Origin of the sequence: Brevibacterium aurantiacum (genome assembly GCF_007558825.1) — a bacterium.
GTDB lineage: Bacteria > Actinomycetota > Actinomycetes > Actinomycetales > Brevibacteriaceae > Brevibacterium > Brevibacterium aurantiacum_A.
Window position 1 is genome coordinate 491527 of the sequence record NZ_VLTK01000003.1, and the last position, 25185, is coordinate 516711.

General features: G+C 63.1%; 23 protein-coding genes. 10 read left to right on the top strand and 13 right to left on the bottom strand.

Going from position 1 to position 25185, the window contains the following annotated elements; all coding sequences use genetic code 11:
- Window positions 1–138: 138 nt before the first annotated feature.
- Window positions 139–1398 carry a YibE/F family protein gene (locus tag FO013_RS07160; protein WP_143921855.1) on the bottom strand — a complete coding sequence of 420 codons (1260 nt, stop codon included), beginning with the start codon at window positions 1396–1398 and terminating at the stop codon, window positions 139–141.
- A gap of 203 nt (window positions 1399–1601) precedes the next feature.
- Complete coding sequence (locus FO013_RS07165; protein ID WP_143921856.1) at window positions 1602–2981, bottom strand: glycine--tRNA ligase; 1380 nt, start codon at window positions 2979–2981, stop codon at window positions 1602–1604.
- A gap of 337 nt (window positions 2982–3318) precedes the next feature.
- On the opposite strand from FO013_RS07165, the gene FO013_RS07170 reads away from it, so the two are divergent.
- The gene (locus FO013_RS07170; protein ID WP_143921857.1) at window positions 3319–5139 is read left to right on the top strand and encodes a DEAD/DEAH box helicase; all 1821 of its coding nucleotides are present in this window, start codon (window positions 3319–3321) and stop codon (window positions 5137–5139) included.
- Window positions 5140–5249: 110 nt separating this feature from the next.
- On the opposite strand, the gene FO013_RS07175 is transcribed toward FO013_RS07170, so the two are convergent.
- From FO013_RS07175 to FO013_RS22320, 4 genes are all read right to left on the bottom strand, one after another.
- Window positions 5250–6026, bottom strand: coding sequence for an isoprenyl transferase (locus tag FO013_RS07175; RefSeq protein ID WP_143921858.1), 777 nt, complete (start codon window positions 6024–6026; stop codon window positions 5250–5252).
- Window positions 6023–6751 carry a DNA repair protein RecO gene (gene recO / locus FO013_RS07180; RefSeq protein WP_143921859.1) on the bottom strand — a complete coding sequence of 243 codons (729 nt, stop codon included), beginning with the start codon at window positions 6749–6751 and terminating at the stop codon, window positions 6023–6025. Before recO ends, FO013_RS07175 begins: the two co-directional genes overlap by 4 nt.
- Before the next feature lie 93 nt (window positions 6752–6844).
- Complete coding sequence (gene leuA, locus FO013_RS07185; RefSeq protein WP_143921860.1) at window positions 6845–8617, bottom strand: 2-isopropylmalate synthase; 1773 nt, start codon at window positions 8615–8617, stop codon at window positions 6845–6847.
- Between the two features lie 245 nt (window positions 8618–8862).
- Window positions 8863–10131, bottom strand: coding sequence for a DUF6636 domain-containing protein (locus FO013_RS22320; protein WP_186293011.1), 1269 nt, complete (start codon window positions 10129–10131; stop codon window positions 8863–8865).
- 60 nt (window positions 10132–10191) lie between these two features.
- Here FO013_RS22320 and FO013_RS07190 point away from each other — a divergent pair, with 60 nt between their 5' ends.
- Together FO013_RS07190 and FO013_RS07195 are read left to right on the top strand one after the other, a co-directional pair.
- Window positions 10192–11013, top strand: coding sequence for a L,D-transpeptidase family protein (locus FO013_RS07190; RefSeq protein WP_143921861.1), 822 nt, complete (start codon window positions 10192–10194; stop codon window positions 11011–11013).
- A gap of 10 nt (window positions 11014–11023) precedes the next feature.
- On the top strand, window positions 11024–11572 hold the full coding sequence (locus tag FO013_RS07195) for a hypothetical protein (RefSeq protein ID WP_143921862.1): 549 nt from the start codon (window positions 11024–11026) through the stop codon (window positions 11570–11572).
- A 37-nt stretch (window positions 11573–11609) separates the two neighbouring features.
- Here FO013_RS07195 and FO013_RS07200 read toward each other — a convergent pair whose 3' ends face one another.
- Window positions 11610–12257 (bottom strand): Rossmann-fold NAD(P)-binding domain-containing protein, encoded by a 648-nt coding sequence (locus tag FO013_RS07200; protein WP_143921863.1) that lies wholly within the window; start codon window positions 12255–12257, stop codon window positions 11610–11612.
- Between the two features lie 118 nt (window positions 12258–12375).
- On the opposite strand from FO013_RS07200, the gene FO013_RS07205 reads away from it, so the two are divergent.
- Together FO013_RS07205 and FO013_RS07210 are read left to right on the top strand one after the other, a co-directional pair.
- On the top strand, window positions 12376–13245 hold the full coding sequence (locus FO013_RS07205) for a DUF817 domain-containing protein (RefSeq protein ID WP_143921864.1): 870 nt from the start codon (window positions 12376–12378) through the stop codon (window positions 13243–13245).
- A 26-nt stretch (window positions 13246–13271) separates the two neighbouring features.
- A complete protein-coding gene (locus FO013_RS07210) occupies window positions 13272–15926 on the top strand; it encodes a penicillin acylase family protein (RefSeq protein ID WP_143921865.1) in 2655 nt (884 codons plus the stop codon).
- A 16-nt stretch (window positions 15927–15942) separates the two neighbouring features.
- Here the strand turns inward: FO013_RS07210 and FO013_RS07215 are convergent, their stop codons facing one another.
- Window positions 15943–17142, bottom strand: coding sequence for an alpha/beta hydrolase (locus FO013_RS07215; protein ID WP_143921866.1), 1200 nt, complete (start codon window positions 17140–17142; stop codon window positions 15943–15945).
- Window positions 17143–17325: 183 nt separating this feature from the next.
- Here FO013_RS07215 and msrB point away from each other — a divergent pair, with 183 nt between their 5' ends.
- Window positions 17326–17751: a peptide-methionine (R)-S-oxide reductase MsrB gene (msrB, locus tag FO013_RS07220; protein ID WP_143921867.1), complete on the top strand. Its 426-nt coding sequence runs from the start codon at window positions 17326–17328 to the stop codon at window positions 17749–17751.
- On the top strand, window positions 17748–18275 hold the full coding sequence (locus FO013_RS07225; protein WP_143921868.1) for a GNAT family N-acetyltransferase: 528 nt from the start codon (window positions 17748–17750) through the stop codon (window positions 18273–18275). Before msrB ends, FO013_RS07225 begins: the two co-directional genes overlap by 4 nt.
- A gap of 78 nt (window positions 18276–18353) precedes the next feature.
- Here the strand turns inward: FO013_RS07225 and FO013_RS07230 are convergent, their stop codons facing one another.
- Entirely contained in the window at window positions 18354–18806 is a 453-nt protein-coding gene (locus tag FO013_RS07230; protein WP_143921869.1) for a MarR family winged helix-turn-helix transcriptional regulator, read from the bottom strand.
- 124 nt (window positions 18807–18930) lie between these two features.
- Between FO013_RS07230 and FO013_RS07235 the strand changes: the two genes are divergently transcribed.
- Window positions 18931–19143 (top strand): hypothetical protein, encoded by a 213-nt coding sequence (locus tag FO013_RS07235; RefSeq protein ID WP_143921870.1) that lies wholly within the window; start codon window positions 18931–18933, stop codon window positions 19141–19143.
- A 17-nt stretch (window positions 19144–19160) separates the two neighbouring features.
- Here FO013_RS07235 and FO013_RS07240 read toward each other — a convergent pair whose 3' ends face one another.
- The 4 genes from FO013_RS07240 to hemE all read right to left on the bottom strand — a co-directional run bounded on the left by FO013_RS07240 (window position 19161) and on the right by hemE (window position 23247).
- Window positions 19161–19931, bottom strand: coding sequence for a class I SAM-dependent methyltransferase (locus tag FO013_RS07240; protein WP_222103587.1), 771 nt, complete (start codon window positions 19929–19931; stop codon window positions 19161–19163).
- 114 nt (window positions 19932–20045) lie between these two features.
- Window positions 20046–20756 (bottom strand): hydrogen peroxide-dependent heme synthase, encoded by a 711-nt coding sequence (hemQ, locus tag FO013_RS07245; protein WP_143921871.1) that lies wholly within the window; start codon window positions 20754–20756, stop codon window positions 20046–20048.
- 45 nt (window positions 20757–20801) lie between these two features.
- A complete protein-coding gene (hemG, locus tag FO013_RS07250; RefSeq protein WP_143921872.1) occupies window positions 20802–22196 on the bottom strand; it encodes a protoporphyrinogen oxidase in 1395 nt (464 codons plus the stop codon).
- A 4-nt stretch (window positions 22197–22200) separates the two neighbouring features.
- Window positions 22201–23247 (bottom strand): uroporphyrinogen decarboxylase, encoded by a 1047-nt coding sequence (hemE, locus tag FO013_RS07255; RefSeq protein ID WP_143921873.1) that lies wholly within the window; start codon window positions 23245–23247, stop codon window positions 22201–22203.
- A gap of 150 nt (window positions 23248–23397) precedes the next feature.
- Here hemE and FO013_RS07260 point away from each other — a divergent pair, with 150 nt between their 5' ends.
- Both FO013_RS07260 and FO013_RS07265 read left to right on the top strand, forming a co-directional pair.
- Window positions 23398–24012, top strand: a complete 615-nt coding sequence (locus FO013_RS07260) for a DUF3000 domain-containing protein (protein ID WP_143921874.1) — start codon at window positions 23398–23400, stop codon at window positions 24010–24012.
- Window positions 24009–25184 (top strand): HRDC domain-containing protein, encoded by a 1176-nt coding sequence (locus tag FO013_RS07265; RefSeq protein WP_186293012.1) that lies wholly within the window; start codon window positions 24009–24011, stop codon window positions 25182–25184. The genes FO013_RS07260 and FO013_RS07265 overlap by 4 nt, the downstream gene beginning before the upstream one ends.
- The last annotated feature ends 1 nt before the right edge of the window (window position 25185 follow it).

Here is a 25185-nt window from a genome sequence, read left to right on the forward strand (position 1 = left end):
GCGGGCAGCCACACTGCATGTCATGCTTCCACACGCAGATGGGCCGGAGTGCTTCGGCCGCCGCCCTCCCACCGCTGCCGGAGCCGGCCCAAGGTCGCCGAGTGTCCCTCCAGAGCTGGTGACTCGGCCCAGGGCTGGTCAGTCCAGAGCTGGGTCAGTCGCGGAGTTCTGCTTCTGCGAAGGTGGGCTGCTGCTCTGCGACGGTGCAACGCGTGGCGGCGGTCGCAGGCCCGATCGTACGACGAGCACCCCTAAAGCAGTCGTCAGCGGGATGGCGATGACCAAGCCGATCGAACACACGAGGATGCTCACGACCTCAAGTGCCATCTCCCCCAGTGTCAGGGTCTCGAAGAACGACTGGTCGTGGGCGGAGACGATGAGGAGTGTGGTCAGCGCGGACCCCACATAGGCGAACGTGATCGTGTACACCGTCGAGGCGATGTGGTCGCGGCCGATGCGCATCGCTCGGGCGAAGAGCTGCCCGGACTTGAGATCTGGTGCCACTGTGGCCAGCTCCCAGACTGCCGACGCCTGGGTGATGGTGACGTCGTTGAGAACACCGAGTCCGGTCACGAGGATCGCGCAGACGATCAGGTCAGCCAACGACACGTCCGTGGTGCCGGTGAGGAGGAATCCCTCTTCGGAGTAGGCGATGCCGAGATTGGCCCAGGACGTCATCCAGGCCCCGAGCAGCCCCGTGATGACGATGCCGGCGACGGTCCCGAAAAGTGCCGTGGTCGTGCGCGTCGACACGCCATGGGCAAGGTACAGGGCGATGACCATGATCGCACTCGCCGCGACCATTGCCACGAGGATCGGCGGCTTGGAGTCGAGGATCGCCGGGAGCATGAACACAATCAACACGACACCGGCGAAGGCGAGGCCTGTCAATGCACGCAGGCCTCGAAAGCCTGCGACGGCGAGAACGACGACTCCGTACATGATCGCCAAGGCAAGGATCGGGACATCTCGGTCGTAGTCGATGAACACATAGTCAGTCTCGGTCTCTGCGCGGTCAGTCGACTTCGTGAAGTCGAGGACCTTGAGCGAATCTCCGACACCGACCCCGGACACGATGGCGTCGGGAGTCACGTAGAGGCTCCCCTCCTGCCCATCCACTTCGGCCGTGAACTCCATGCAGTCGGCTTCGAGCATCGGATCGGGCTCACTGGTCTCGCAGTTCGACGCGTCCACGGCGGTGACTCTGGCTTCAGCGTGGGAGACTCCCGGCGCGGTGTTCGTCATCGGTCCGCCGCCGGGCAGGTCCTGCTCCGGTCCCTGCGGCCACAGAAGGACCAGGCCCCCGATCGTGATGAGGACAAGCGGAAGGAGACACACGATCATGATCAGGCGGACCCTCGGCGAGGCTGTGGGCTTCCCTTGGAGCGTCATATGCATGGCGGACCTTCGTGTCGATGCTCGTTGTGACTTGTTCGCGGTGCGCGAATTGAATGGCGATGTCAATGATGGTGCCGTCAATGATGGAGCCCACGGCAGCGCAACCGAACGGGCCCGGTCGGTCGATTTCACGACCGACCGGGCCCGATTCTCCGGAGCCACCGGTGACAGGCTCCAACTGGTGGTCAGACACCAGCGGACTATCAGATGCCGAGGTGCTCGGACAGGTAGTTCTCGACCTGATCGAGGCTGACGCGCTCCTGGCTCATATCGTCGCGTTTGCGGATCGTGACCGCGTTGTCGTCAAGCGAGTCGAAGTCGAACGTGATGCACAGCGGGGTGCCGATCTCGTCCTGACGGCGGTACCGACGACCGATCGCGCCGGCATCATCGAAGTCGATGTTCCAACGCCTGCGCAGACGAGCCGCGAGCTCCTTGGCCGCCGGTGTCAGCTTCTCGTTGCGACTCAGCGGCAGCACGGCCGCCTTGACCGGAGCCAGGCGCGGATCGAGCTTAAGCACGATGCGCTTGTCCACGCCGCCCTTGGTGTTGGGCGCCTCGTCCTCGGTGTAGGCGTCGACGAGGAAAGCCATCATCGAACGGGTCAGACCGAAGGACGGTTCGATCACGTAGGGAGTGAAGCGTTCGCCACTTGCCTGATCGAAGTACTGCAGCTTCGCACCCGAAGCCTCGGTGTGGGTGCCGAGGTCGTAGTCGGTGCGGTTGGCCACGCCCATCAGCTCGCCCCATTCCGATCCCTGGAAGCCGAAGCGGTACTCAACGTCGATCGTGCCCGAGGAGTAGTGTGCCCGGTCATCTTCGGGAACGTCGAGGCGGCGCACGTTGTCTTCGGAGATGCCGAGATCGATGAACCAGTTCCAGCAGGCCTCGACCCACTCGCGATAGTAGTCGTCGGCCTCTTCGGGACGAACGAAGTACTCGAGCTCCATCTGCTCGAACTCACGCGTGCGGAAGATGAAGTTCCCGGGAGTGATCTCGTTGCGGAAGGCTTTGCCGATCTGGCCGATCCCGAAAGGCGGCTTCTTCCGCGCCGCGGTGACGACGTTGTTGAAGTTGACGAAGATTCCCTGTGCGGTTTCGGGGCGCAGATAGTTCAGACCTGCCTCCGATTCCACCGGGCCCAGGAAGGTCTTGACCAGGCCGGAGAACTCCTGCGGCTCTGTCCACTGTCCACGGTTCCCGCAATCGGGGCAGACGATGTCAGCCATACCGTTCTCGGGTGTCTTCGAGTGCTTGGCTTCATAGGCTTCGACGAGGTGGTCCTCGCGGTGGCGCTTGTGGCAGTTGAGGCATTCGACGAGCGGATCGACGAAGGTTGCCACATGTCCGGAGGCCTCCCAGACGCGCTTAGGCAGAATGATGGAGGAATCGAGTCCGACGACGTCTTCACGACCGCGGACGAAGGTCTGCCACCACTGGGCCTTGATGTTGTCCTTGAGCTCAACGCCCAAGGGCCCGTAGTCCCAGGCCGAACGGGACCCGCCATAGATCTCTCCGGCTTGGAAGACGAATCCTCTGCGTTTGGCCAGGGCGATGACGGCATCCAACTTGGACTGTGCCACGTTTATTCTCCTTGAGGTAGGTCGCCGACGGCCGGCTGCCGTGGCTCGCAGGTACAGCCTATCTGTTCAGCTCCCGCCCGAGGGTCTCGACTCATGGGCGACGGAACTCACACTTAAACCGGCCCGCGGATCCGCCTCGGCGGACGTGTGGCATGTAGGATTGAGACACACCCAAACCTTTCTCCGTACTGACGGTTTTCAAGTCTGTCCAAGCAAGCCTTGGATCTCATACGGTTTCGGCCCGGATTGCTCACGATGATTGCACAAGCGGCCGCAGGGTAGATCGCCACTACAGTCATCTGCGATCAAGTGTGTGCCGACGTGAGAGAGAAAACTCATGACAGATGTGTCCACATCCGACAATCCGACAACACCGAAGTTCTCCGAGCTGGGTCTCCACCCGCTCGTCCTCCAGTCAGTTCAGACTCAAGGATACGAGACCCCGACTCCGATCCAGGCTGAGACGATCCCCGCGCTGGTCGAGGGCCGCGATGTCATCGGCCTGGCCCAGACCGGCACCGGCAAGACCGCCGCTTTCGCTCTTCCCGCACTGTCCGACCTCGCCGAGGCCGGCCGCGCCAACGACGGCCCCTTCGCTCTGGTCCTGACCCCCACCCGTGAACTTGCGATCCAGGTCGCAGAGGCGTTCACCTCGTATGCGACGAATCTCAACGACTTCTCCGTCCTCCCGATCTACGGCGGCCAGGCCTACGGCCCGCAGCTCTCCGGCCTCAAGCGCGGCGCTCAGGTCGTCGTGGGAACGCCAGGTCGTGTCATCGACCACCTCAAAAAGGGATCACTCAAGCTCGAAAACCTCCGTCACCTCATCCTCGATGAGGCCGACGAGATGCTCAAGATGGGCTTCGCCGAGGACATCGAAGAGATCTTCAGCCAGTCCGGCAACTCACGTCAGGTGGCCCTGTTCTCCGCCACGATGCCGACATCGATCCACCGCCTGACCGGCAAATACCTCAACAACCCCAAAGAGGTCCGGGTCGCTTCGAAGTCGCAGACCGGATCGAACATCCGCCAGCGCTACCACATGGTCCAGCACTCGCATAAGCTCGACGCCCTGACTCGAATCCTCGAGGTCGAGGAATACGAGGGCATCATCATGTTCGTGCGCACCAAGCAGGCCACGGAAGAGCTCGCTGAGAAGCTGCGTGCCCGCGGCTTCAAGGCGTCGGCGATCAATGGTGACATCCCACAGCAGGCTCGTGAGCGCACCATCGATATGCTGCGCAGCGGCAAGGTCGACATCCTCGTCGCCACCGATGTCGCAGCCCGCGGTCTCGACGTCGAGCGCATCACCCTCGTCGTCAACTTCGACATCCCGCATGACACCGAGTCCTACGTCCACCGCATCGGCCGCACCGGGCGCGCAGGGCGTTCGGGCGAGGCCATTCTGTTCGTGACCCCGCGTGAGCAGCGTCTGCTCGGTTCCATCGAGCGCGCCACGAAGCAGAAGGTCGAACCGCTGTCGATGCCCAGCGTCGAAGAGCTGACGAACACCCGTGTGGAGAAGTTCACCAAGCGCATCGACGATGTGCTCGAGACGACCGAACTGACCGAACTCGCGACCGTCATCGAGCAGTACGAGCTCTCCCGCAACGTGCCTGCGACCGACATCGCCGCAGCGCTGGCGTCCCTGGTGCTCGAGTCGAACACCCTCAAGGCCGATCCCATGCCGGAGCCTTCGCGTGGCAAGCCTGCTCGTGACCGTGACGGCGGCGGACGCGACGGAAGGCCGGGCCGTGAACGCTCATCCCGTCCGCGTGATGAGAATATGACCACCTATCGCCTGGCCATCGGCCGCAACGAACGCCTGCAGCCAGGTGCGGTCGTCGGCGCCATCGCCAACGAAGGAGGCCTGACCTCGAAGGAGATCGGTCACATCGACATCCGGTCGAACCACACCCTTGTCGATCTGCCCAAGGATCTCGATTCCTCGGTCATGCGCAAGCTCTCCAACACGCAGATCCAGGGTCGCCCGATCGACATTCGTCAGGATTCGGGCCGTCCGGCTCGTCCGTTCAAAAAGGGCAACTTCGACAAGCAGCCCGGCGACAGCCGCAACTTCCGCGGCGATCGTCGCGGAGGCGGCAAGAAGTTCAGCAATGACCGCGTCGGCGGAGAACGTTCACGCGACCGCTACTGATGTGCATGCTCTGCTGAGGCGCTGAGGAATCGGCGCTGGGCTCGTATACGAGAAGAGGTCCCGCCACTAGGCGGGACCTCTTCTTTTAGGTTGCTGGTGCGGTCCGGTTCTCAGGAACTCGAGCGATCGACGGCACCGCCGAAGCGACGGTCACGACGCGCATACTCCTCGATCGCGGCCCACAGGGTGCGGCGATCGACATCGGGCCACAGCACGTCCTGGAAGACCATCTCCGCGTAGGCGGACTGCCACAGCAGGAAGTTCGAGGTGCGCTGCTCGCCAGAGGAGCGCAGGAACAGGTCGACGTCTGGCACCTGAGCGGCGTACAGACGCGAACGAACGGTCTTCTCGCTGACCTTGCCCGGCTTGAGCTTGCCAGCGGCTACATCGGCGGTGATCTGGTTGACCGCGTCGACGATCTCCGAGCGACCTCCGTAATTGACGCAGAACTGGAGGACTAGGCCGGTGTTGTGCTTGGTCATCTCCGCTGCGGACTCGAGTTCGTCGATGACTGATCGCCACAGGCGACCGCGGCGTCCGGCCCACACGATCCGCACGCCGAGCTCATTGAGCTCATCGCGGCGACGTCGGATCACATCGCGGTTGAAGCCCATGAGGAAGCGCACCTCGTCCGGGGAGCGTTTCCAGTTCTCGGTGGAGAAGGCGTAGGCGGAGAGATAGTCGACACCCATCTCGATGGCACCGTGGATGACTTCGAGGAGCGACGCCTCTCCTGCTTTGTGTCCTTCGGTGCGCGGCAGTCCGCGGTCGTTGGCCCAACGTCCATTGCCGTCCATGACCACCGCGACGTGATTCGGGACGAACTTCGCCTCGATGCCCGGAGGTCGGGCTCCGCTGGGGTGCGGGGGCGGCGCGGGATAGCTCATCTGGCCTCCAGAACTCTCAGTGATCGGATATTGCGTTCCAAGTGCCATGACACCCAGTCAGAGACGAGTTTGGAACCGTCGATCTGATCGTGGAGGTCCGAGGCTTCCACTCGCTCCCAGTCACCGGAGAGCAGGGCGGCCATATGTTCGAGTGCGTCGGTGTCCGGCAGTGCCGCTCCGCTGGGTCGGCAGGCGGTACACACGGCACCGCCCAGGGAGGCTGAGAACGCACGGTGCGGACCCGGGCTGCCGCACTGTGCGCAGTCGAGCAGGCTCGGCGCCCAGCCGGCCACGGACATCGCCCGCAGCAGATACGCGTCGAGGGCCAGCCTCGGCGGATGCTCGCCATTGCACAGGGACCGGATGGCCGAGACGAGAAGCAGGAAATGGGTGCGTGATTGGGGTTCGACCTCGGTGATCCTGGCGGCGGTCTCCGCCATCACACTCGCGGCCGAGTACGCGTCATAGTCGGCGCCGATGCCGCGCGCAAAGGGCTCGATGAGTTCGACCTGGGTGACGATGTCGAGGTTGCGACCGACGTGGCACTGCAGATCGACGAGCATGAAAGGTTCGAGCCGGGAACCGAAGCGTGACTTGGTGCGGCGAATGCCCTTCGCTACTGCTCGGATCAGCCCGTGGCTGCGGGTGAGAACAGTGACGATGCGGTCGGCTTCGCCGAGCTTGTGCCCTTGGAGCACGATGCCTTCATCACGATAATTGTGCACCTGCCCATTATCGCAGAATGCGACGGGGAAAGATCCCCGCCGCACTCTGTGGCCATTGTGAGATATCTGTTGTGACTCCGCTCAGCTGACGTCTCAGCGCTCGCGCTCACCGTCGCGATCACGGGCGGCACGGTTGACTGCCGAGACGACGGCCTTGAGTGAGGCCTTCGTGATGTTCGAGTGAAGTCCGGCGCCCCAGACGACACGGTCTTCGACGGCGAGCTCGACGTACGCAGCCGCCATGGTGTCAGCACCGGAGCCGATGGCGTGTTCGGTATAGTCCTGGAGGCGAACGTCGACGTCGAAGTTGTCGATGAGCACCTTCACCAGTGCATCGATGGGCCCTTTGCCGCGCCCTTCGTAGGTGCGCTCTTGGCCGTCGACGATGAGGTCGACCTCGACGCGCTCCGAGGCGCCCGAGTCATCAACCGTGCCCGAGTCGGTGCGAAGCCCCACGATCTGGAACCGGCCCCAGGCGTTGTCCTGATCATCGCTGGGCAGGTACTCGTGGTTGAAGATGCGGCGGATCTCCTCGGCGGAGACCTCTCCTCCGCTTTCGGTGTGCTGCTGGACGGCGCGGGAGAATTCGACCTGCATGCGTCGAGGCAGATCCAGACCGTACTCGCTCTTGAGCAGGTAGGTGACGCCGCCCTTGCCCGACTGCGAGTTCACGCGGATGATCGCCTCGTAGGAGCGGCCCAGATCTTTGGGGTCGACCGGCAGGTAGGGCATGTCCCATTCCATCAGGTCCACAGGCACGCCCTGCTCATTGGCATTCTTCTCACGGGCGGCGAACGCCTTGTTGATCGCGTCCTGGTGCGAGCCGGAGAACGAGGTGAAGACGAGGTCACCACCGTAGGGGTGACGTTCGTGGACGCCGATCTGGTTGCATTCGGTGACGGTGTGGATGACTTCGTCGATATCGGAGAAGTCCAGCTCGGGGTCGACACCCTGGGTGTAGAGGTTGAGCGCAACAGTGACGAGGTCGAGGTTTCCGGTCCGTTCTCCGTTGCCGAAGAGGCAGCCTTCGATCCTGTCGGCACCTGCCATGATGCCCATCTCAGCAGCCGCCACACCGGTTCCCCGGTCGTTGTGGGGGTGCAGGGACACGGCCACCTCATCGCGGTAGGGCATGTTCCGGCAGAACCATTCGATCTGGTCGGCGTAGGTGTTCGGGGTGCCGCGCTCAACTGTGGCCGGCAGATTGACGACAGTCTCGCGGCCTGAGGCCGGCTGCCACATGTCGAGGACGCTCCCGACGATATCGAGAGCGAATTCGGGTTCGGTGTCGACGAAGATCTCGGGCGAGTACTGGTAACCGAAGTCTGCGTCGCCGAGGAGTGACTCGGCGTGCTTCATGACCGCCTGGGTGCCACGGGTGGCGATGTCACGAGTCTGGTCGAAACCCTCACCGTCGAAACCGAACACGACCTTGCGGAAGACCGGCGCGGTCGCGTTATAGAGGTGGACAGTCGGCTTCTGGGCACCGACGAGGGACTCCACCGTACGTTCGATGAGATCCTCACGAGCCTGGGTGAGTACGGAGATGCGCACATCGTCGGGGATGGCGTCCTGCTCGATGATCTCGCGGACGAAATCGAAGTCAACCTGGCTGGCTGCGGGGAATCCGACCTCGATCTCCTTGAAGCCGAGCTTGACCAAGAGGTCGAACATCTTGCGCTTGCGATCAGGCGTCATCGGATCGATGAGGGCCTGGTTGCCGTCCCGCAGATCGGTGCTCAGCCAACGCGGAGCCTTCCGGATCAGCTGATCGGGCCAGGTGCGGTCGCGCATATCGAGAGCAATCCGGTCCTGAAAGGACTTGTACTTGCTGAATGGCATAGGAGTCGGCTTCTGCAGTTTCATGGTTCCTCATTCATTGATCGTGTGCTTAATCAGCATAGGAAAAACTCCGCGACGAGTGTGCTGTCCGATCAGGACTCGTCGCGGCAAGGAAGGAGGAGCAACCTGTGAGCCACACAATCAACATAGTCCTGGTTGCTCGGTCCGCCTCAAACCTGTCCAAATCCTAAGATTATGATCCCGTGCTCGTCGAGATGGTCAGGGGTCGTGTGCCCCTCTTCAGTCGGCAGCACTCCCCCGCCAGGCTCCTAGTCGAGGAAGTCGACCGAGGCACGCGCCATGTTGAAGCCGACACCGGTCTCATCGGACTTGCACGTCATACCTTCGCGGGTCGAAGTGCAGGTCATCCCCTCGGCAGTGATCGATTCGCCGTAGCCGAGCACCCGAGCGGGGCCGGAATTTCCTGGGGCCTCTTGGCAGGAGAATCCGGCACCTTCGTCATTGGCCACGACGACGCCTCCCCAGTTATCCAACTTGCAGTCATCGGGTTCTGCAGGAGGCGTGTAGTCGAAGGATGAGATGACGCACCGGGTGCGATCCGCATCGATCGTGCACGCGATGTTCCCGGACGGTGATTTGAAAGACTCGGCAGCGACCGGCGGCTCCGAACTCGGATCGTCGGACTCGGAGCCTGCACCGTCTGAGGGTCCTTGCGAGGACGAGTCGGACGCGACGTCGTCCTTGCCCTGCGTCGCGTCCCAGGCAATGTAGCCGACGATGCCGAGGGCGATCACTAGTGCGATCGCAGCCAGAGCCCAGAGCCACCCCGGAACCTTCTTCGTATCGGGTTCACGGCGGTAGGGTCCGCCAGGTCCGGCTGGCCCGCCGGGCCCATATCCCCCGGGTCCGTACCCGCCAGGCCCGCCGGGACCGTAACCGCTGCCGTTGGGACCGGCTGGTCCACCCGGTCCGACAGGACCCCCTTGACCGACAGGGGCCCCTTGACCACCGGGGCCGACACCTGGCCCGTGGGCGCCGACTGCCGGTCCGGGCGCACCGTGTCCTGCATAGGCCGCTGCAGCATGTGGGGCGTAGGGTGATGCGCCGTTGGGCACTTGCGACTCGTTTCCGGGGTACTCGGGGGGATGCGGTTGAGGAGCGGGCTGCCCGGTCGCGCCGAAGTCGGCGCCCCAGGGTTCGGGATTCGGAGACTGCCCGCCCGAAGCACCCTGTGGATTCCACTGCTTCGGCGCCGAGGCGGCCTCCGCCTCGGCGATGTCCTCGGACCTCGCCTTCCGTGGTGTCTGGCCGCTGACAGCGGATTCTTCGCTCTCGGCTGCGGCGAGTTGGCGCAGCTCGTCGAGGCTGAGCACCTCGGTGGCATCGACTCCGTCGGAGGACACCATCGACCGGAGCCGGGCCAACTCGTCCGCGCTGAGGGCTTGAGTCGAGCCGTCCGCAGCCGGGGCTTTGTCCTGGCCGATGAACAACTGCGTTGTGATCGAATCCGGAGACTCCTCCGCCGGTTTCCGACGCCCGGGGCGCGGAGGGTGGTTCGGCACAGGTGGAATGCTCATGGGCTCATTTTCGCATAGTCACTACCGCGGTGTTCTCAAGGTTCGTGAGATGATGACCTCATGTTCAGTGGTGGAACCCGGGCCGGGACCAGCCTGACGATCGCTGTTGCGGCCCTGACGCTGTCGTCATGCGGGACGCCGACCGACAGTGACGACGATGATGGTGGTGGTGCGTCCGCTCATTCCGTGATGGTCGCTGCACCCGCACAGCAGAATCACCTCGGGGATTTCGCCGCCCCCGCACAGATGACCCCACACTGGGCGGAGCCCGCAGAGGCAACAGGTCCAGCCCACTGGGCTCGGGTCCCCGGACTGGGCCCGGAGACATCCGCACGGATTCCCGCAGAGACCTCACAGGTCCTCGTTGCCAGCGGGCCGGATGCGAATTCCGATTCCGGGCGGCTGAGCTTCTACAGCATCGAAGACGGGCAGTGGAAGAAGCGCAAGACCTTCGACATCCACAATGGAAAGAAGGGCTGGCTGGCCGATCGCCGGGAGGGCGACAAGACATCACCGGTCGGAGTCTTCACCCTCAGCGATGCAGGCGGGTACAAGCGGGACCCGGGGACGGCGCTTCCCTACACCCAGGATGATCGACTCCCCTCCTCAGCGACGGTGGCCTACGGCCCCGAGTACGAGCGGGTCTTCGACTACATCATCGCAATCGACTACAACCGCGTACCGGGCACCCCGCCCACCGACAGGACTCGCCCACTGGGATGGGACAAGGGCGGCGGCATCTGGCTGCACCTCGATCATGATTCCGGGACGAACGGCTGTGTGACGCTCAAGGAGAAGGACCTCAAATGGATCCTTGGGACCATCGACCCCGATGCCCACCCGCGCATCGCCATGGGACCTGAGTCCCAGCTGCAGAAATAGAGGCACCGCGATGCGAAAGCTCATCATCTCCCTCGTACAGACGATCAACGGATCGTATGCCCTGGACGGTTGGTCGACAGGCGTGTCCACGAAGGCCGACTTCAACTACTTCATATCCCTGCGCAGACAGGCAGGTGCCATCATCATCGATCGCCGGACCGCGCTCAATCCCGCACTGCCGGTCATCAACGCACCGGGCAAAGCCCTCGAACGCACCCCCGTATATGTCCTGACCGAATCGGACCCGAACGAACTGAGCGCGCAGCTCTCCGAGGCTGGCCTCGACTACCGAGCTCAGCACTTCACTCCCGACACTGCAGCGCAGGTGCTCGAAGCCGTCGAATCCACCAGTGAGACTCTGGTGTGCGAGTCCGGGCCGAACCTGGCCTACCGGCTGCTCGATTCCGTCCCAGGTGCCGAACTGCACCTGAGCCTGAGCCCGCTCTACTCCCGCAGCACCGGCAGCCACTTCTCCCAGCTCGAGGCCACCCTCAACTTGCGAGTCATCGATGTGCGAACCGTCGATGACCAGGTCTTCATCCGCTACGCCAAGGCCTGAACAGAAGCCAGGGACTGAGCACAGTCCACGATCTGGCCTAGACGCCCAGCTGAGTGCTGATGTCGTGCTCATCTGGTCGAGTCAGTACCACGCTGACTGCTTCGGCGACCTTGGGAAGGCTGATCGTCTCCACTCCCCCTCGCAGATCGTTGCGGTCATCACCGCCGATGGGTGCCATGACCTTGAGCTCGCGGTAGTCCACGGTGTCCGTCTCGGCCTCGGCCACCCTGATGAGCATCTCTTGGGCGGCGCCGAATACGCTGATCGCTCCAGACCCGACGCAGGCTTCGACGCTGGCCACACCGTTGAGGGCCAGGTGCCGGACATGGGCACTTCCCGCCTCCTCGGCGAGCGCCTCCGATACCGCGCAGGCCGCAAAATGACCACGCAGGTATGAGGAGTAATCCTCATCGAAGGAAGCGAGCCCGCGAGCGATCATCGCGTCGTCCACGTACCACCCACCGACCGCAGCGATGACTGCGTCGACCGGCGATGCGTCCAAGCGGTGGAGTTCGTCGATGACGGCCTGGGGCCGATCCACCCAATCGGGGACGACGAGGGGCTCATAGGCAGTCGTGCCCTCCGGCTGTGAACGGACGATGCCTGATATGCGATGGTCAGCGGACAGGTGCTGGGCCAGGCCCGTGCCGACGTGGCCGGAGGCTCCGAAGATGAGGATGTGCATGCCCCGAGTCTATTTGCTGAATCCACCGCTGCTCTGATGGCTCCACCGGCACCGAGGACCGCGGCGCCGGGCGCGATAGGGTTCTGTCACAACCGCTCCCCCTCAGGCGAAGGACCTCATGGCCGATCAGCATGAACTCACACGGCTCGAACAGCTCCTCGACCGATTCGCCAATCGGCATCTCTCACAAGTACCGGACGGGGTGCGGGAGTTCCTCGTCTTCGGGATCAAACAGGCGTGGGCCTGCCTGTTCGGAGCCCTCATGCTGCTCGCGATCATTCTCACCGCTTGGTGGTACCCGAACGATGCGGGACTGGCCCGCAATGATCTCCTGGTGATCCTGGCAGTTCTGATCCAGGCGGCGATGCTCCTTCTGCGTCTCGAGACAGGGCGCGAGCTCTGGGTCATCGTTCTGTTCCACATCGTCGGCACCGGAATGGAGATCTTCAAGACATCGATGGGCTCGTGGAACTATGCGGCCGGAGGTGTCCTCCACATCGCGGCTGTACCCCTGTTCACGGGGTTCATGTATGCGGCGGTCGGCTCCTACATCGTGCGCGTCTATCGTCTCTTCGACCTGCGGTTCAGTCATTACCCGCCGAGGTGGATCACCGCTGTCATCGCCGCCGCGATCTACCTCAACTTCTTCACCCACCATTACATAGTCGATGTGCGGCTCTTCCTCGTCCTTGCTGTCGGGGTGGTGTTCTTCCGGTGCCGGATGCACTTCCACGTGCACAAGCTGACTCTGCGCATGCCGGTCCTCCTTGCCTTCGTGCTGGTGGCGTTCTTCATCTGGATCGCTGAGAACATCGGCACCGTCACCGGCGCATGGCTCTACCCCTCCCAGATCGACGGATGGCAGATGGTGCCGGTGACCAAACTGGTGGCGTGGTTCCTGCTCATGATGATCTCCGTCGTCCTCGTCACCTTCGTCTACCCTCCCAAACCGCCTGATAAGACCGGGTCTACTGATATTCTGAGCTGAAACTCAGACTCGGTCGAAGGAGACACATGGCAGACGCGGATCCAGAGGATTCCAGTGCTCTGGTCAAAGCCGTCCGACCGCCGTCCGGCGCGCATCGCTTGGTGAGCGCGAAGGTCCTAGTCCGCATCCTCGCGGCCGTCCTCGTTCTGCTGCTCATTCTCACACTGCTCGGTGTCTTTCTCGTCCAACGTTCCTATCCCACCACGGACGGCGACATCTCACTGTCGGGCCTGGACGCCGAGGTCAGCGTCACCCGCGATAGCTCGGGCATCCCGACCATTGAGGCCAGTGATTCCCACGACCTCTTCATGGCCCAGGGCTTCGTCCACGCCCAGGATCGATTCTGGGAGATGGACTTTCGCAGGCATGTCACCTCGGGCCGGCTCTCGGAACTCTTCGGCGAGTCACAGTTCGGCACCGACAAGTTCATTCGCACACTGGGTTGGAGGAAGGTCGCCGAGGCGGAGGTCGCTGCACTCGATGAGAAGACACGCGCGTACTACGAAGCCTATGCAGAGGGCGTGAACGCCTACCTGCGCGACAAGTCCCCCACCGAGGTGTCCCTCGAGTACGGCATCGTCGGCCTGCAGGCCGGTGGGGTCGAGATCGAGGAATGGACTCCGGTCGACAGTGTTTCCTGGCTCAAGGCCATGGCCTGGGATCTGCGCTCCAATGTCGAGGACGAGATCGACCGGGCAATCAGCCAGACCGCGCTCGATGATGAGCAGATGGCCGATATCTATCCCGATTACCCCTATGACACCCGCCCGACGATCGTCGGCGGCAATGCCGGTGTCAAAGCACGTGACGAAGACGAGTCACGTGACGAGGGCGAAGCACGTGCCGGGGGCGAGGTGACTGCTGCGGAGACACAGCATTCGGGACACGGCGGAGGAACCGAGACTCCCAGCAACCTCGGCGAACTCAAGGAGCACCTGAAGTCGCTGCCGGTGCTTCTGGGAGTCAACAGTCATGACATCGGGTCGAACTCGTGGGTGGTCTCCGGCGAGCACACCTCCACTGGTGCCCCGCTGCTGGCCAATGATCCGCACCTGGCTCCCGCTATGCCCTCCGTCTGGCATCAGATCGGACTGCGCTGCACCGAGGTCACGCCCGAATGCCCCTTCGACGTGTCAGGCTTCTCCTTCTCCGGGCTGCCCGGGGTCATCATCGGCCACAACCAGAGCATCGCCTGGGGACTGACGAACCTGGGGCCCGACGTCGCCGATCTCGTGGTCGAGAAGGTCCGCGACGGCGAAGTCGTCCGTGATTCTGGGGACGAACCCGTGACCACACGCAAAGAGACCGTGAAGATCGCGAAACAGGAACCTCGCGAGATCACGATCCGCTCGACGAGCAACGGCCCTCTCATCTCGGACGTCGACGGATCCTACCGCGATGTGCTCGATGCCTCGACCGGGGCGAACTCCGAAGACACGAAATCAGGTCCAGCCGACGAGCACTACCAGCTGGCGCTGCAGTGGACGGCCCTGGAGCCGGGCAACACGGCCTCGGCGATCTTCGGGCTCAATGCGGCGACGAACTGGAGCGAATTCCGGCAGGCCGCTTCTCTCTTCGACGTCCCCTCCCAGAACCTCATCTACGCGGACACCACAGGCAACATCGGCTATCAGGCGCCGGGAAAGATCCCCAAACGCGGCGACGGCGACGGCATGCTGCCACGGCACGGTTGGAAGACCGACGAAGACTGGCAGGGATACCTCGACTTCGAGGATCTGCCGAGTCTGTACAACCCCGAGCGTGGCTGGATCGTGACGGCGAACAATCCGGTCACCCCTCCAGGAGAGTCCGTCCAGTTGAGCAACGACTTCGACTATGGAGACCGGGCGAGGAGGATCACGAAGCTGACCCGGGACACGATCGCCAACGGAGAAGTCACGCCAGACGACATGTCCCGCATCCAAAGTGACGATCTCAATCCCATCGCACTCACCCTGATCCCGCTGCTGCTCGACATCGATGCGCAAGAGGGCACCGACATCGCGGCGGCTCAGGAACTGCTCTCGGACTGGAACGGCCACGACGATGCCAACAGTGCCGCCGCGGCCTACTTCAACGTCCTCTCGAAGACGATCCTCGACGAAGTGTTCGCTCCGAAGCTGCCCGATGCGGTGCCTCCGGCCGGCGGATCACGGTGGTACCTCATCATCAAGAACCAGCTGGAGGATCCCGACTCCGAGTGGTGGGCCGACGACGAGGTCGAGAATCGAGACGAAGCGCTGGCCCGAGCCATGGATTCTGCATGGAAGACGACCGAGGATCTGCTCGGCTCCGAACCTGTGACCTGGCGGTGGGGCATTCTGCACCGGCTGACCATCCGCAACGCCAGCCTCGGCGAATCAGGGATCAAGCCCATTGAGCGGCTGTTCAATCGAGGCCCCTACGAGGTCTCGGGCGGGTCCGGAGAAGTCAATGCCACGGGTTGGGACGCCTCGGTGGGCTTCGAGACGAACTGGGTGCCCTCCATGCGACAGATCGTTGACCTCAAGGACTTCAACCACTCCCGGTGGATCAACCTCACAGGGGCCTCTGGTCATGCCTTCCACCCGCACTATGCCGATCAGACCGAGGACTGGGCCGCTGGCGCAACCCGGCCGTGGCCCTACACACCCGATGCGCTGGACCGGCACACCGAGGATTCGCTGGTACTTCGCCCCTGAGCGAGGAGCGAGACGGTCAGACCTTGGGCAGGATCTTCGCCTCGAGGAAGTTCGCCACATCGTCTTCCCAGCGGACCGGGTCGATGTTCCATTCCTTGGTGTGGCGGGCCTTGTCGTAGACGGGCATCGTCACGAGGTCGCGACGCACGGACGCCAACGCGTGGGACGGCGAAGACGGCACGAATTCGTCGTCGTCTGAGTGGATGAGGAGCACCGGAACGTCGAGTTCCGCAGCGCGTGTCACCCAGTCCAGCCTGCCCAGGTCCAAAGGCGTCTGCAGTCCGGTGATCGGCCGCGCCCACGGTTGGGTGATCATCTCCAGCGTGAGTTTGGCGATGGGCGTCGGAAGCATATTGCGCCGAGCCTGGCCGTCGAGGACATTCACCCAGTCGACGACGGGACCGTCGAGGACGAGAGCCTTCACGTACCGTCTGTTGCGACCACGGGAGGCGGCCTGCAGGGCGATGGCCCCGCCCATCGACCAGCCGAAGAGGACAACGTCGTGGGCGCCCTGTGACACAGCGAAGTCGATCGCTGCGTCCACGTCGATCCACTCAGTGTCGCCGAGGCCGTAGCGGGAGGTGGTCTCGACCCTGACCTCGGCGTCGTTGCGGTAGGACATGGCGATCGCTGGGACCCCCAGCGTATTGAGGATCGGGGCGGCCCGCAGGCCTTCGGCTCGGGTGCTGGCGCGGCCGTGGACGAGGATCGCCCAGGTGTCATGAGGTTCGGGATGGTCTGTGGGCAGCAGCCAGGCAGGCAGTCTTCCCGCGTCGGATTCGATCTCGATGTCCTCGGCGTTGACTCCGGCTGCCAAGGGCTCCGGGTACACGATGCCCGTCCAACGACCGTGAGAGGCACGCTTGATGTCTCCGCGGGTGACCGAGAGGATCTCTCGGGAGACGGTTCTCGACCGCGGGTCATACTCGACGATGTCACCGATCACGGCATGGCCAGTGCCCTGGTTGAAGTAGAGGCCATAGGTGCCACGCACCGTCGTCTCTTCATCGGCGGGCAGATGGATGCGCATATTGGGCGGGAAACCGTCGATGTGGAGAATCTCGAGTTCTTCCGGCGCGTTTTCGGGAACCACGATCTTTCGCGCGAAATAGACGGCCAGCCCCGAGGACGCCACCGAGATCACGGCGCCGATCCCAGCACCGACACCCACCGAAGCCAGAAGCAGGCGAGTCGGGAATTTAGTGTCGCGAACCATGAATACCTCCTGACTTCATTGTCACCCAAGGAATGAGAAGTCTCCAAACGCTGTTGTGCAGGTGAGAGGGCTCTCAGAGCCAGCTCGCTGCTGCATCAGCCATCGTCGGAGACGGACTCCTGCGTGTCCGGCAGCAGTGGGACAATGGACTCCAACAGATATCGACAAGCACCGGAGGTCGCGATGAGTCAGTCGCCGAACGTCAACACACAAGACAATCCCGAGGAGATCCGCTGGCAGGACGTACTCACTCCTGATGAATTCGCGGTGCTGCGCGAAGGTGGCACGGAGCGTCCGTTCACTGGCGAATACGTCGACACGACAAGCGTCGGAATGTACCAGTGCCGTGCCTGTGGAGCAGACCTGTTCCCCTCCGATACCAAGTTCTCCTCGCACTGCGGTTGGCCCTCGTTCTACGCTCCCCTGGCCGAGGATCGGGTCCGCTACCTCCGCGATTCGTCGATGGGCATGGAGCGCGTCGAGGTCCGCTGCGCGAACTGCGATTCACACATGGGCCACCTCTTCGAGGGAGAAGGCTACGACACCCCCACCGATCTGCGGTACTGCCTGAACTCAATCTCTCTGCGACTCGTCGACGGTCAGGAATGAGCGAAGAATCACAGCTCGTCATCAAGTCGTTCGACGAGCTGACAGTCTCTGAGCTCTACGGGATCGTCCAACTGCGGTCCCAGGTCTTCGTCGTTGAGCAGAACTGCATCTTCCTCGATCAGGACGGAGTCGACACGCTGCCGCAGACCCTGCACGCCTTCTACCCCGATGACGCCAGGACCATGCAGGACACCCATGGCGCCGAGGTGGGCCGCAGTCTGGCTCCCCGGGCATACGCCCGCATCCTCCCGCCCGACTTTCCCGACGGCCCGGCCTATGAGCCGGGAGCCCGCAGCATCAGTCGGGTCGTAACGAACCCGCACATGCGCGGCCAAGGCTGGAGTCGACGGCTGATCGGCGAGCTCGTTGCCGGCCACAGTCACCGACTGCTGACACTCAACGCCCAATCTCACCTCGAGGGGTTCTACAAGAGCTTCGGATTCAGCCCGAATGGTCCGCGGTTCCTCGAAGACGGGATCGAGCACACCCCGATGTCACGACCGGCGGATGCGTCGTCCACCTAAAGAGTTCCAAGTGCCCGGGGTGCCTCGGAGTGCCGGGGGCACCGCGGCGAAAAATGGATCGAGGGCTCCTGTGGCGGTTCAATCGGCGGCGTGAGATGCGTCGGCTGCGGCGATGATCTTCGTCATAGTGGAGTGAAGTTCGCGCAGCTCCGTTTCACCCATATCGAGTTTGGTCATCATCTGCCCAGGAATCGCCTCAGCCGTCGCCCGCAGCTTCGCACCTGTGTCAGTCAATGAGACTTCGACGACTCTTTCGTCGTCGCTGCTGCGTCGTTTCTCCACATAGTCCAGCGCTTCGAGGCGTTTGATCAGCGGCGACACCGTGGCAGCCTCGAGGCGGAGCAGCTCGGCGATTCTCCGCACTGGCAGAGTTTCATGCTGCCACAGAGCCAACATGACCAGGTACTGCGGATGGGTCAGATGAATCGGTTCAAGCACCGAACGATAGGCGGAGATCACTCCGCGCGAGGCGACGGCCAGAGCAAAGCAGACTTGACTCTCCAGAGCCAGAGGATCGTGGGTGGTCGACATCGCTTCTCATCCTTCCGGGGAGACACATCATTTAATTAGTGCACTAATGATTAGTGTACAATGAATGCATCAGGTTCGCTTCAGGAGGGCCGCAGCTCGGCTCTTAGACTTCGAATGGACTCTCATGTCAGACTCACACGATCCCCAGCGACGCGTTGCGTGGCTCAATCGCTTCTTCCGCAAGATCGTCGGGCCTGCCCAAGTCGACAATTCCCGTCCCGGCGGCTACTACGAGGACGAGCACCTGCGACATGAACGGCTCGACGCGATGGGGCTGGAGATGCGCACGGACGCCAACGGACACTCGTACGTGGTGGAGAAGAAGCAGCCTGAGTGAACAATCCTTCGCACTGATCAGCCTACTGCTGTGATCAGAACCAGTGATCCTTCGAAGTGCGAAGCGGTCCGCAAACCGCTATGCGCAATGTCCCAGCTGCCGTCGTTGAGACTGTGCTCCAAACTCCTCACCGAACGCAGGGCCGAATCCTCTGACACGAAACTCCACGCGGAGTTCGCCTTCCGCGCTCCAGGGTCAAGAAACATCTCTGGCCTCCCGAAATAGGCCTCGGCGAAGCCGTCGACGCAGCCGAAGGGAATCGGCAGGCGTTCCAACTCGACCGCACCCCCAAGACACGCTGTGATTCGTTCGAGGCTCGGATATCGTCGCGCTTCGGTCCCGATCACCTCAGGAGCGAAGTCTCTGAGCCAGAATCGTTCCACCCGCTCCGGATCACAGGTCATGATGACCACGGGGCCGCGAGTGACCCGCCGCATCTCGCGCAGACCAGCGTCGAGATTCTGCCATTGATGGATCGAGAATGTCGACAAAGCCGCGTCAAAGGCATCGTCGGCAAACGGCAATGACTCCGCACTGGCATCGACGACCGGTGCCTGGTCAATCGTCCGCTGTGCCCTCATCGCAGCCGAAGGTTCCACCGCGATGACCTCGCGATCATCGGGTTCGTAGGATCCGGTGCCGGCGCCGATGTTGACTATGCTTCGGGCATCGCCGAGCGCAGCCTGGATTGAGCGAGCAAATTCCGGCTCAGGACGTCTGAACTGCCGGTAGCCTGAACCGATCATCCCGTAGTCGGCGTCGCCGGCCGAGCCATCTGCAGTCATCATGACCACAGACTACGTGAGCCAGGCGTCTGCTGACGCCTGGCTCACGTCTCCGATGGAGGAGCGCCGCGCCCCGACCGCGACCCCGAAGCAGCTCTTCGAAAAGGCCGGTGAGAATCAGCGCCAGTCGCTGATGATATCGACGAGTTCACGGAGCGGCCCGGTGTAGAACGGAACCTCCTCGCGCACATGAAGACGAGCCTCGGTGTTGCGAAGATCGCGCATGAGGTCGACGATGCGGTGCAGTTCCGGGGCTTCGAAGGCCAACAGCCATTCGTAGTCGCCGAGGGCGAAGGAGGCGATCGTGTTGGCCTTGATGTCCTTGTAGCCAGCAGCGGCCATGCCATGATCGCGCAGCATCGTGGAGCGCTCTTCGGGATCGAGGAGATACCAGTCGTAGGACCGAACGAAGGGGTAGACGCAGATGTACTTGCCCGGTTCGTCATCGGTCAGCAGCGCCGGCAGGTGTGCCTTGTTGAATTCAGCCGGGCGGTGCAGGCCCACGACCGACCAGACTGGTTCGAGGACTCCGCCCAGCATGCTGCGACGCACTGCCGAGTAGGCGGCCTGGACGAGTTCGACGGTCGGTGCATGCCACCAGAACATCACATCTGCATCCGCGCGCAGAGCAGAGACATCGTAGATTCCGCGGACGACGAGGCCCTGCTCCTTCAATGGGGCGAGAGCTTCGTGGAGTTCGTCGGCGAGTTCGGCACGGTCGGCGTCGCCGAGTTCGCCCGCCGAGGCGAAGACCGAGTACGCGATATATCGCGTCTCATTGTTCGCCTGTTCGATCTGCTCGTCTGTGGGGTGCGAGTATTCGCTCATTCCTGCTCCTTCTGCTGTGTGTCAGTCTTGCGTGTGCGTCAGTTCCTAAAAGGTGATTCTCCGGGCAACCGTCTCGGCCCGGTTGATGCAGGCAGGGATGCCCACACCGAAGTATGCCGAACCTGCCAGTTCGAGGCCGGCGATTCCGGCGATCTCCTCGTCGATTCTCGCCACCGTTTCGGCGTGGCCCGGCAGATACTGCGGCAGAGCATGTTCCCACCGGTGCGCCTCGGCCGCGATGAGCCGATCTGAACGGCGATCGGCGATGGACTGCCAGTCCGCGTAGGCGCGTGCGATGAGCTCATCGTCCTGGCAATCCTGCCAGACTCCCGGCCCGTCCCCGTATCGCCCGATGCTCATTCGGATCAAGGCGGTGCCCTCAGGAATGCGCTCATGCAACCAGGGCCATTTGTTCGACACGAATGTCGAGGCCTTGATGAATGAGCTCTCTGTCGGTGGGACGAGGAAACCCGATCCTTCGAGTTCACGGTCGCCAACCTCGACGAGGGCCGGGATCAGAGCGGTCGAAGCGTAGGGCACGGATGCGAGCATCGAAGCGGTCTCAGGGGCCACCTCGGCGAGGAGATCCTTCGTCACATGCGCCGGGGTGGCGAGGACGACGCCATCGCAATCGACGACGAAGTCCTCAGTCGCCACTGTCCATCCGCCCCCGTCGGCTTGAACGGTCGTCACCTGCGTGCCGGTGTGGATGGTGCCTCCGAGTTCTCGGATGTGCTGCTCGAGCGCTGGGACAAGGCGGTTGATCCCGCCGACGAGACTCATGAACACCGGCTGCGGGCCTGCGCCCTCTGCGCCGGCTGCGGACTGTGCGTCACGCGCAGCGAGCAGGCTCTGAACGAGCTCGAGCACGGAGGTCCCCTCGAGAGCCGCCGGCAGCAGAGCGGGCACCGTCGACGCCAGCGACAGGTCACGACACCGTCCCGCATACACTCCCCCGAGCAGCGGGTCGATGAGCGTATCGACGAGATCGGCGCCCAGGCGGTCCGTCAGGAAGTCCCCCAACGACACGTCCGAACCCTCGATCGGGCCCGTGATGACCTCATGGGCTACTCGGTCACTGACGTCTTCGCCGAGGAGGTCCCTGACCTCGGCCGCGTTGCCCGGCACTCCCATGACGGTGCGTTTGGGAATCGGGTGGAGACACCCCTTCGACAGGACTCGCGAGCTGTGCGCCGCCTGGGGGAATTCGATGTCCAATCCGAGTTCAGCGGCGAGGTCCTTCGTCTCCGGGCGCCGGTACAGGCTGGCTTCGGCTCCGGTGTCGAGGCCCACCGGCACTGCCCCGGCCAAGGTCGTCGAGTGCAGACACCCGCCGAGGCGCGCGTCGGCTTCGATGAGGGTGATCTGATGGTCAGGTGCCAGACGATAGGCGGTGACGAGCCCGGAGATGCCTCCTCCGACGATCGTGATGTGACTCATCGCCTCAGCCTCGAGCGGACAGGATCTCTGCGGAGACGCGGTGGACCTCGGCCACGATCCGTCCGGGCACTTCGGGATCGGTGTCGGGGAGGACTCCGTGGCCGAGGTTGAAGACGAATCCTGCCTCATGTTCGAGCCCCTGCCTCACGATCTCCTCGATGCGCGGAGCCAGAGCCTCCCACGGGGCAAACAGCAGGGCCGGATCAAGGTTGCCCTGCAATGGCTGGCCCGGCTGCACGCGTGTCGAGGCATCGGTGAGGTCGACGCGGAAGTCGACGCCGACTGCAGTGGAGCCTGCTCGGGACATGGAGGTCAGGAGTTCACCTGTCTGAACACCGAAGTGGATGCTCGGCGCCTCGTGATGGCGCAGCGATTCGAAGACCGCGGTGGAGTGTTCGAGGACGTGGTCTTCGTAGTCACGTCGGGACAGGTATCCGGCCCAGGAGTCGAAGAGTTGGAACGCGGAGGCTCCGGCGCCCAGCTGCACGTCGAGGAATGTCGAGGAGATCCGAGCGAGCTTGCTCAACAGAAGGGAGAAGGTCTCGGGCTCCGCGGCCATGAGGGATTTGGTCTTCTCATGGTTCTTGCTCGGTCCGCCCTCGATGAGGTAGCTGGCAAGTGTGAAGGGGGCACCGGCGAAGCCGATGAGTGGAGTCCGCCCTGCCAGCTCTTCGACGATCCGGCCGATGGATTCCACGATGTCTGGGATCTGGTCGGGTTCGAGCTCTGCCATTGCTTCGACATCGGCGCGACTGCGGATCGGATTCGCAATCACGGGCCCTGTGCCGGGGACGATCTCCACGTCGACGCCGGCCGCCTGCAGTGGGACCACGATGTCGGAGAAGAAGATGGCGGCGTCTACACCATGCCTGCGCACCGGCTGCAGGGTGATCTCTGAGACGAGGTCCGGGGTGCGGCAGGCATCGAGCATCGCAGTTCCTGCACGCAGCTCGCGATATTCGGGAAGTGATCGGCCGGCCTGCCTCATGAACCAGACCGGAGTGTGCGCAATCTGCTCTCCCCGCAGGGCGGGCAACAAGGTTGAAGTCATGTCCCCATTCTCCCATCTCGGGCGGATCGATGCCCATCGGATTCCGGTTTCAAGACGCTGCGTCTTGATCGCAGGCGCCGGTGAAAACTCTTGGTCCCATCACGGCGTGGACGATTCACCTCCACCGTGGCCTGATCTATCGTGGCAAGTGTGGTCAACACCTCACCTCTCAATCGCATTCCGTCGGAGTTCTCCGCCGTGACCTCGGTTCTGCGCGAAGCTCGGAACACGAATAACGTCTCGATCTCCGAGATACCGGCGCCGGCTCGTTTGGCGCCGTATTCCTACGCGCTGGGTGCCGAGGTCAGTGCCGATGAGACCTTTCTCCGCGCCAGTGGTGAAGCGATCGACGAATTGGCCACGGGCCGCATCGTCGTCCTCTATGATCCCAGTTCCCCTGAGGAATGGGAGGGCCAGTTCCGTGTCGTGTCCTACATCCGCGCCGAGCTCGAACACGAGCTCGGCAATGAGACGATGCTCGGCACTGTGGCCTGGACTTGGCTCGAAGAGGCACTAGAAGCAAATGACTGCGAGGTCGTCGCCGCTGGAGGCACGACGACCCGCGTCCTCTCCGAGAGCTTCGGCACTCTTGCCGACCGCTCGTCCACGATAGACTTGGAGCTGCGCGCTTCATGGACCCCCGTGATCGCGGAACCGGAACTGATCGGCGATCACTTCGAAGCCTGGATTGATCTGCTGTGCACAGTTGCCGGACTGCCACCGCTTCCTGAAGGAGTTTCAGCCCTGCCCGGGCGACGTCGATGACAACCGAACTACCGCTCTTGGCCACACCCGCTCATGGCGTTCCGCCGCTCGTCGACTCCGATGCAGAATTCTCTACGGCTTGTGACGAGCTCGCACACGGGTCCGGCCCCATCGCCATCGATGCCGAGCGCGCATCGGGCATCAGATATGGCCAGCGCGCATTCCTGGTTCAGCTGCGACGCGCGAACGCAGGAACCTTCCTGCTCGATTCGGAAGTGCTTGCGGACCTCAGCCCTCTCAACTCAGCTTTCGGAGCAGATGAATGGGTCATACACTCAGTGACTCAGGATCTGCCCTGCCTGCAGGAGCGCGGCATGCGACCGGAGGCGCTCTTCGACACCGAGCTCGCTGCCCGCATGCTCGGATGGGACAAGTTCGGTCTGGCCGCCGTGGCTGAGAGGACTCTCGGCGTTCGCTTGGCCAAGGAGCATTCTGCCGCCGACTGGTCGAAGCGACCGCTTCCGAAGGAGTGGCTCAACTATGCCGCCCTCGACGTCGAGGTTCTGCTGCCCATCCGCGACATCCTCCGCGAGGCGCTCATCGATGCCGATAAGTGGGAGTTCGCTTCGCAGGAGTTCGAACATCTCCTTGATTTCGAGCCCAAACACTTCGCTGAGCCCTGGCGCAGGACGCACGGATTGACCAAACTCAAGTCACGCAAGGACATCGCCAAGGTGCGGGAGCTGTGGACTGCTCGCGATGAGATGGCTGCCGAGACCGATACCGCTCCATCGCGTATTCTGCGTGATCGGGACCTGGTCGCCCTCGCTCAGTCCCGAGTGCACTCAAGCGACGACATCATGGCAAGCTGGCCCAAACTCTCCCGCGCCGACTCCGGCCGACTCTACCGGGCCTACCGCAAAGCGACCCGACTGACGGCTGACGAGCTGCCGGGGCGAAGGGAAGTCAACGCGGCGCATACACGGTCGCCGTTCAGCCACACAGATATCAAGGATCGGGTCTCTGCTCTCAAGGCTGCCATGGCAGAGTTGGCCGAAGAGCACGACATTCCTCACGACGTGCTATTGCAGCCCGCCATCGTCAAGTCTCTCGGCGCTCAGCCACGAGTCGACGTCGAGGAGTTCCTCGTCGAACGCGGGGCTAGGCCATGGCAGGTCGAATTGAGTGCTCCGGTGCTCAGAGACGCCATCGAGACTTTGCCTGCAGCCTGAG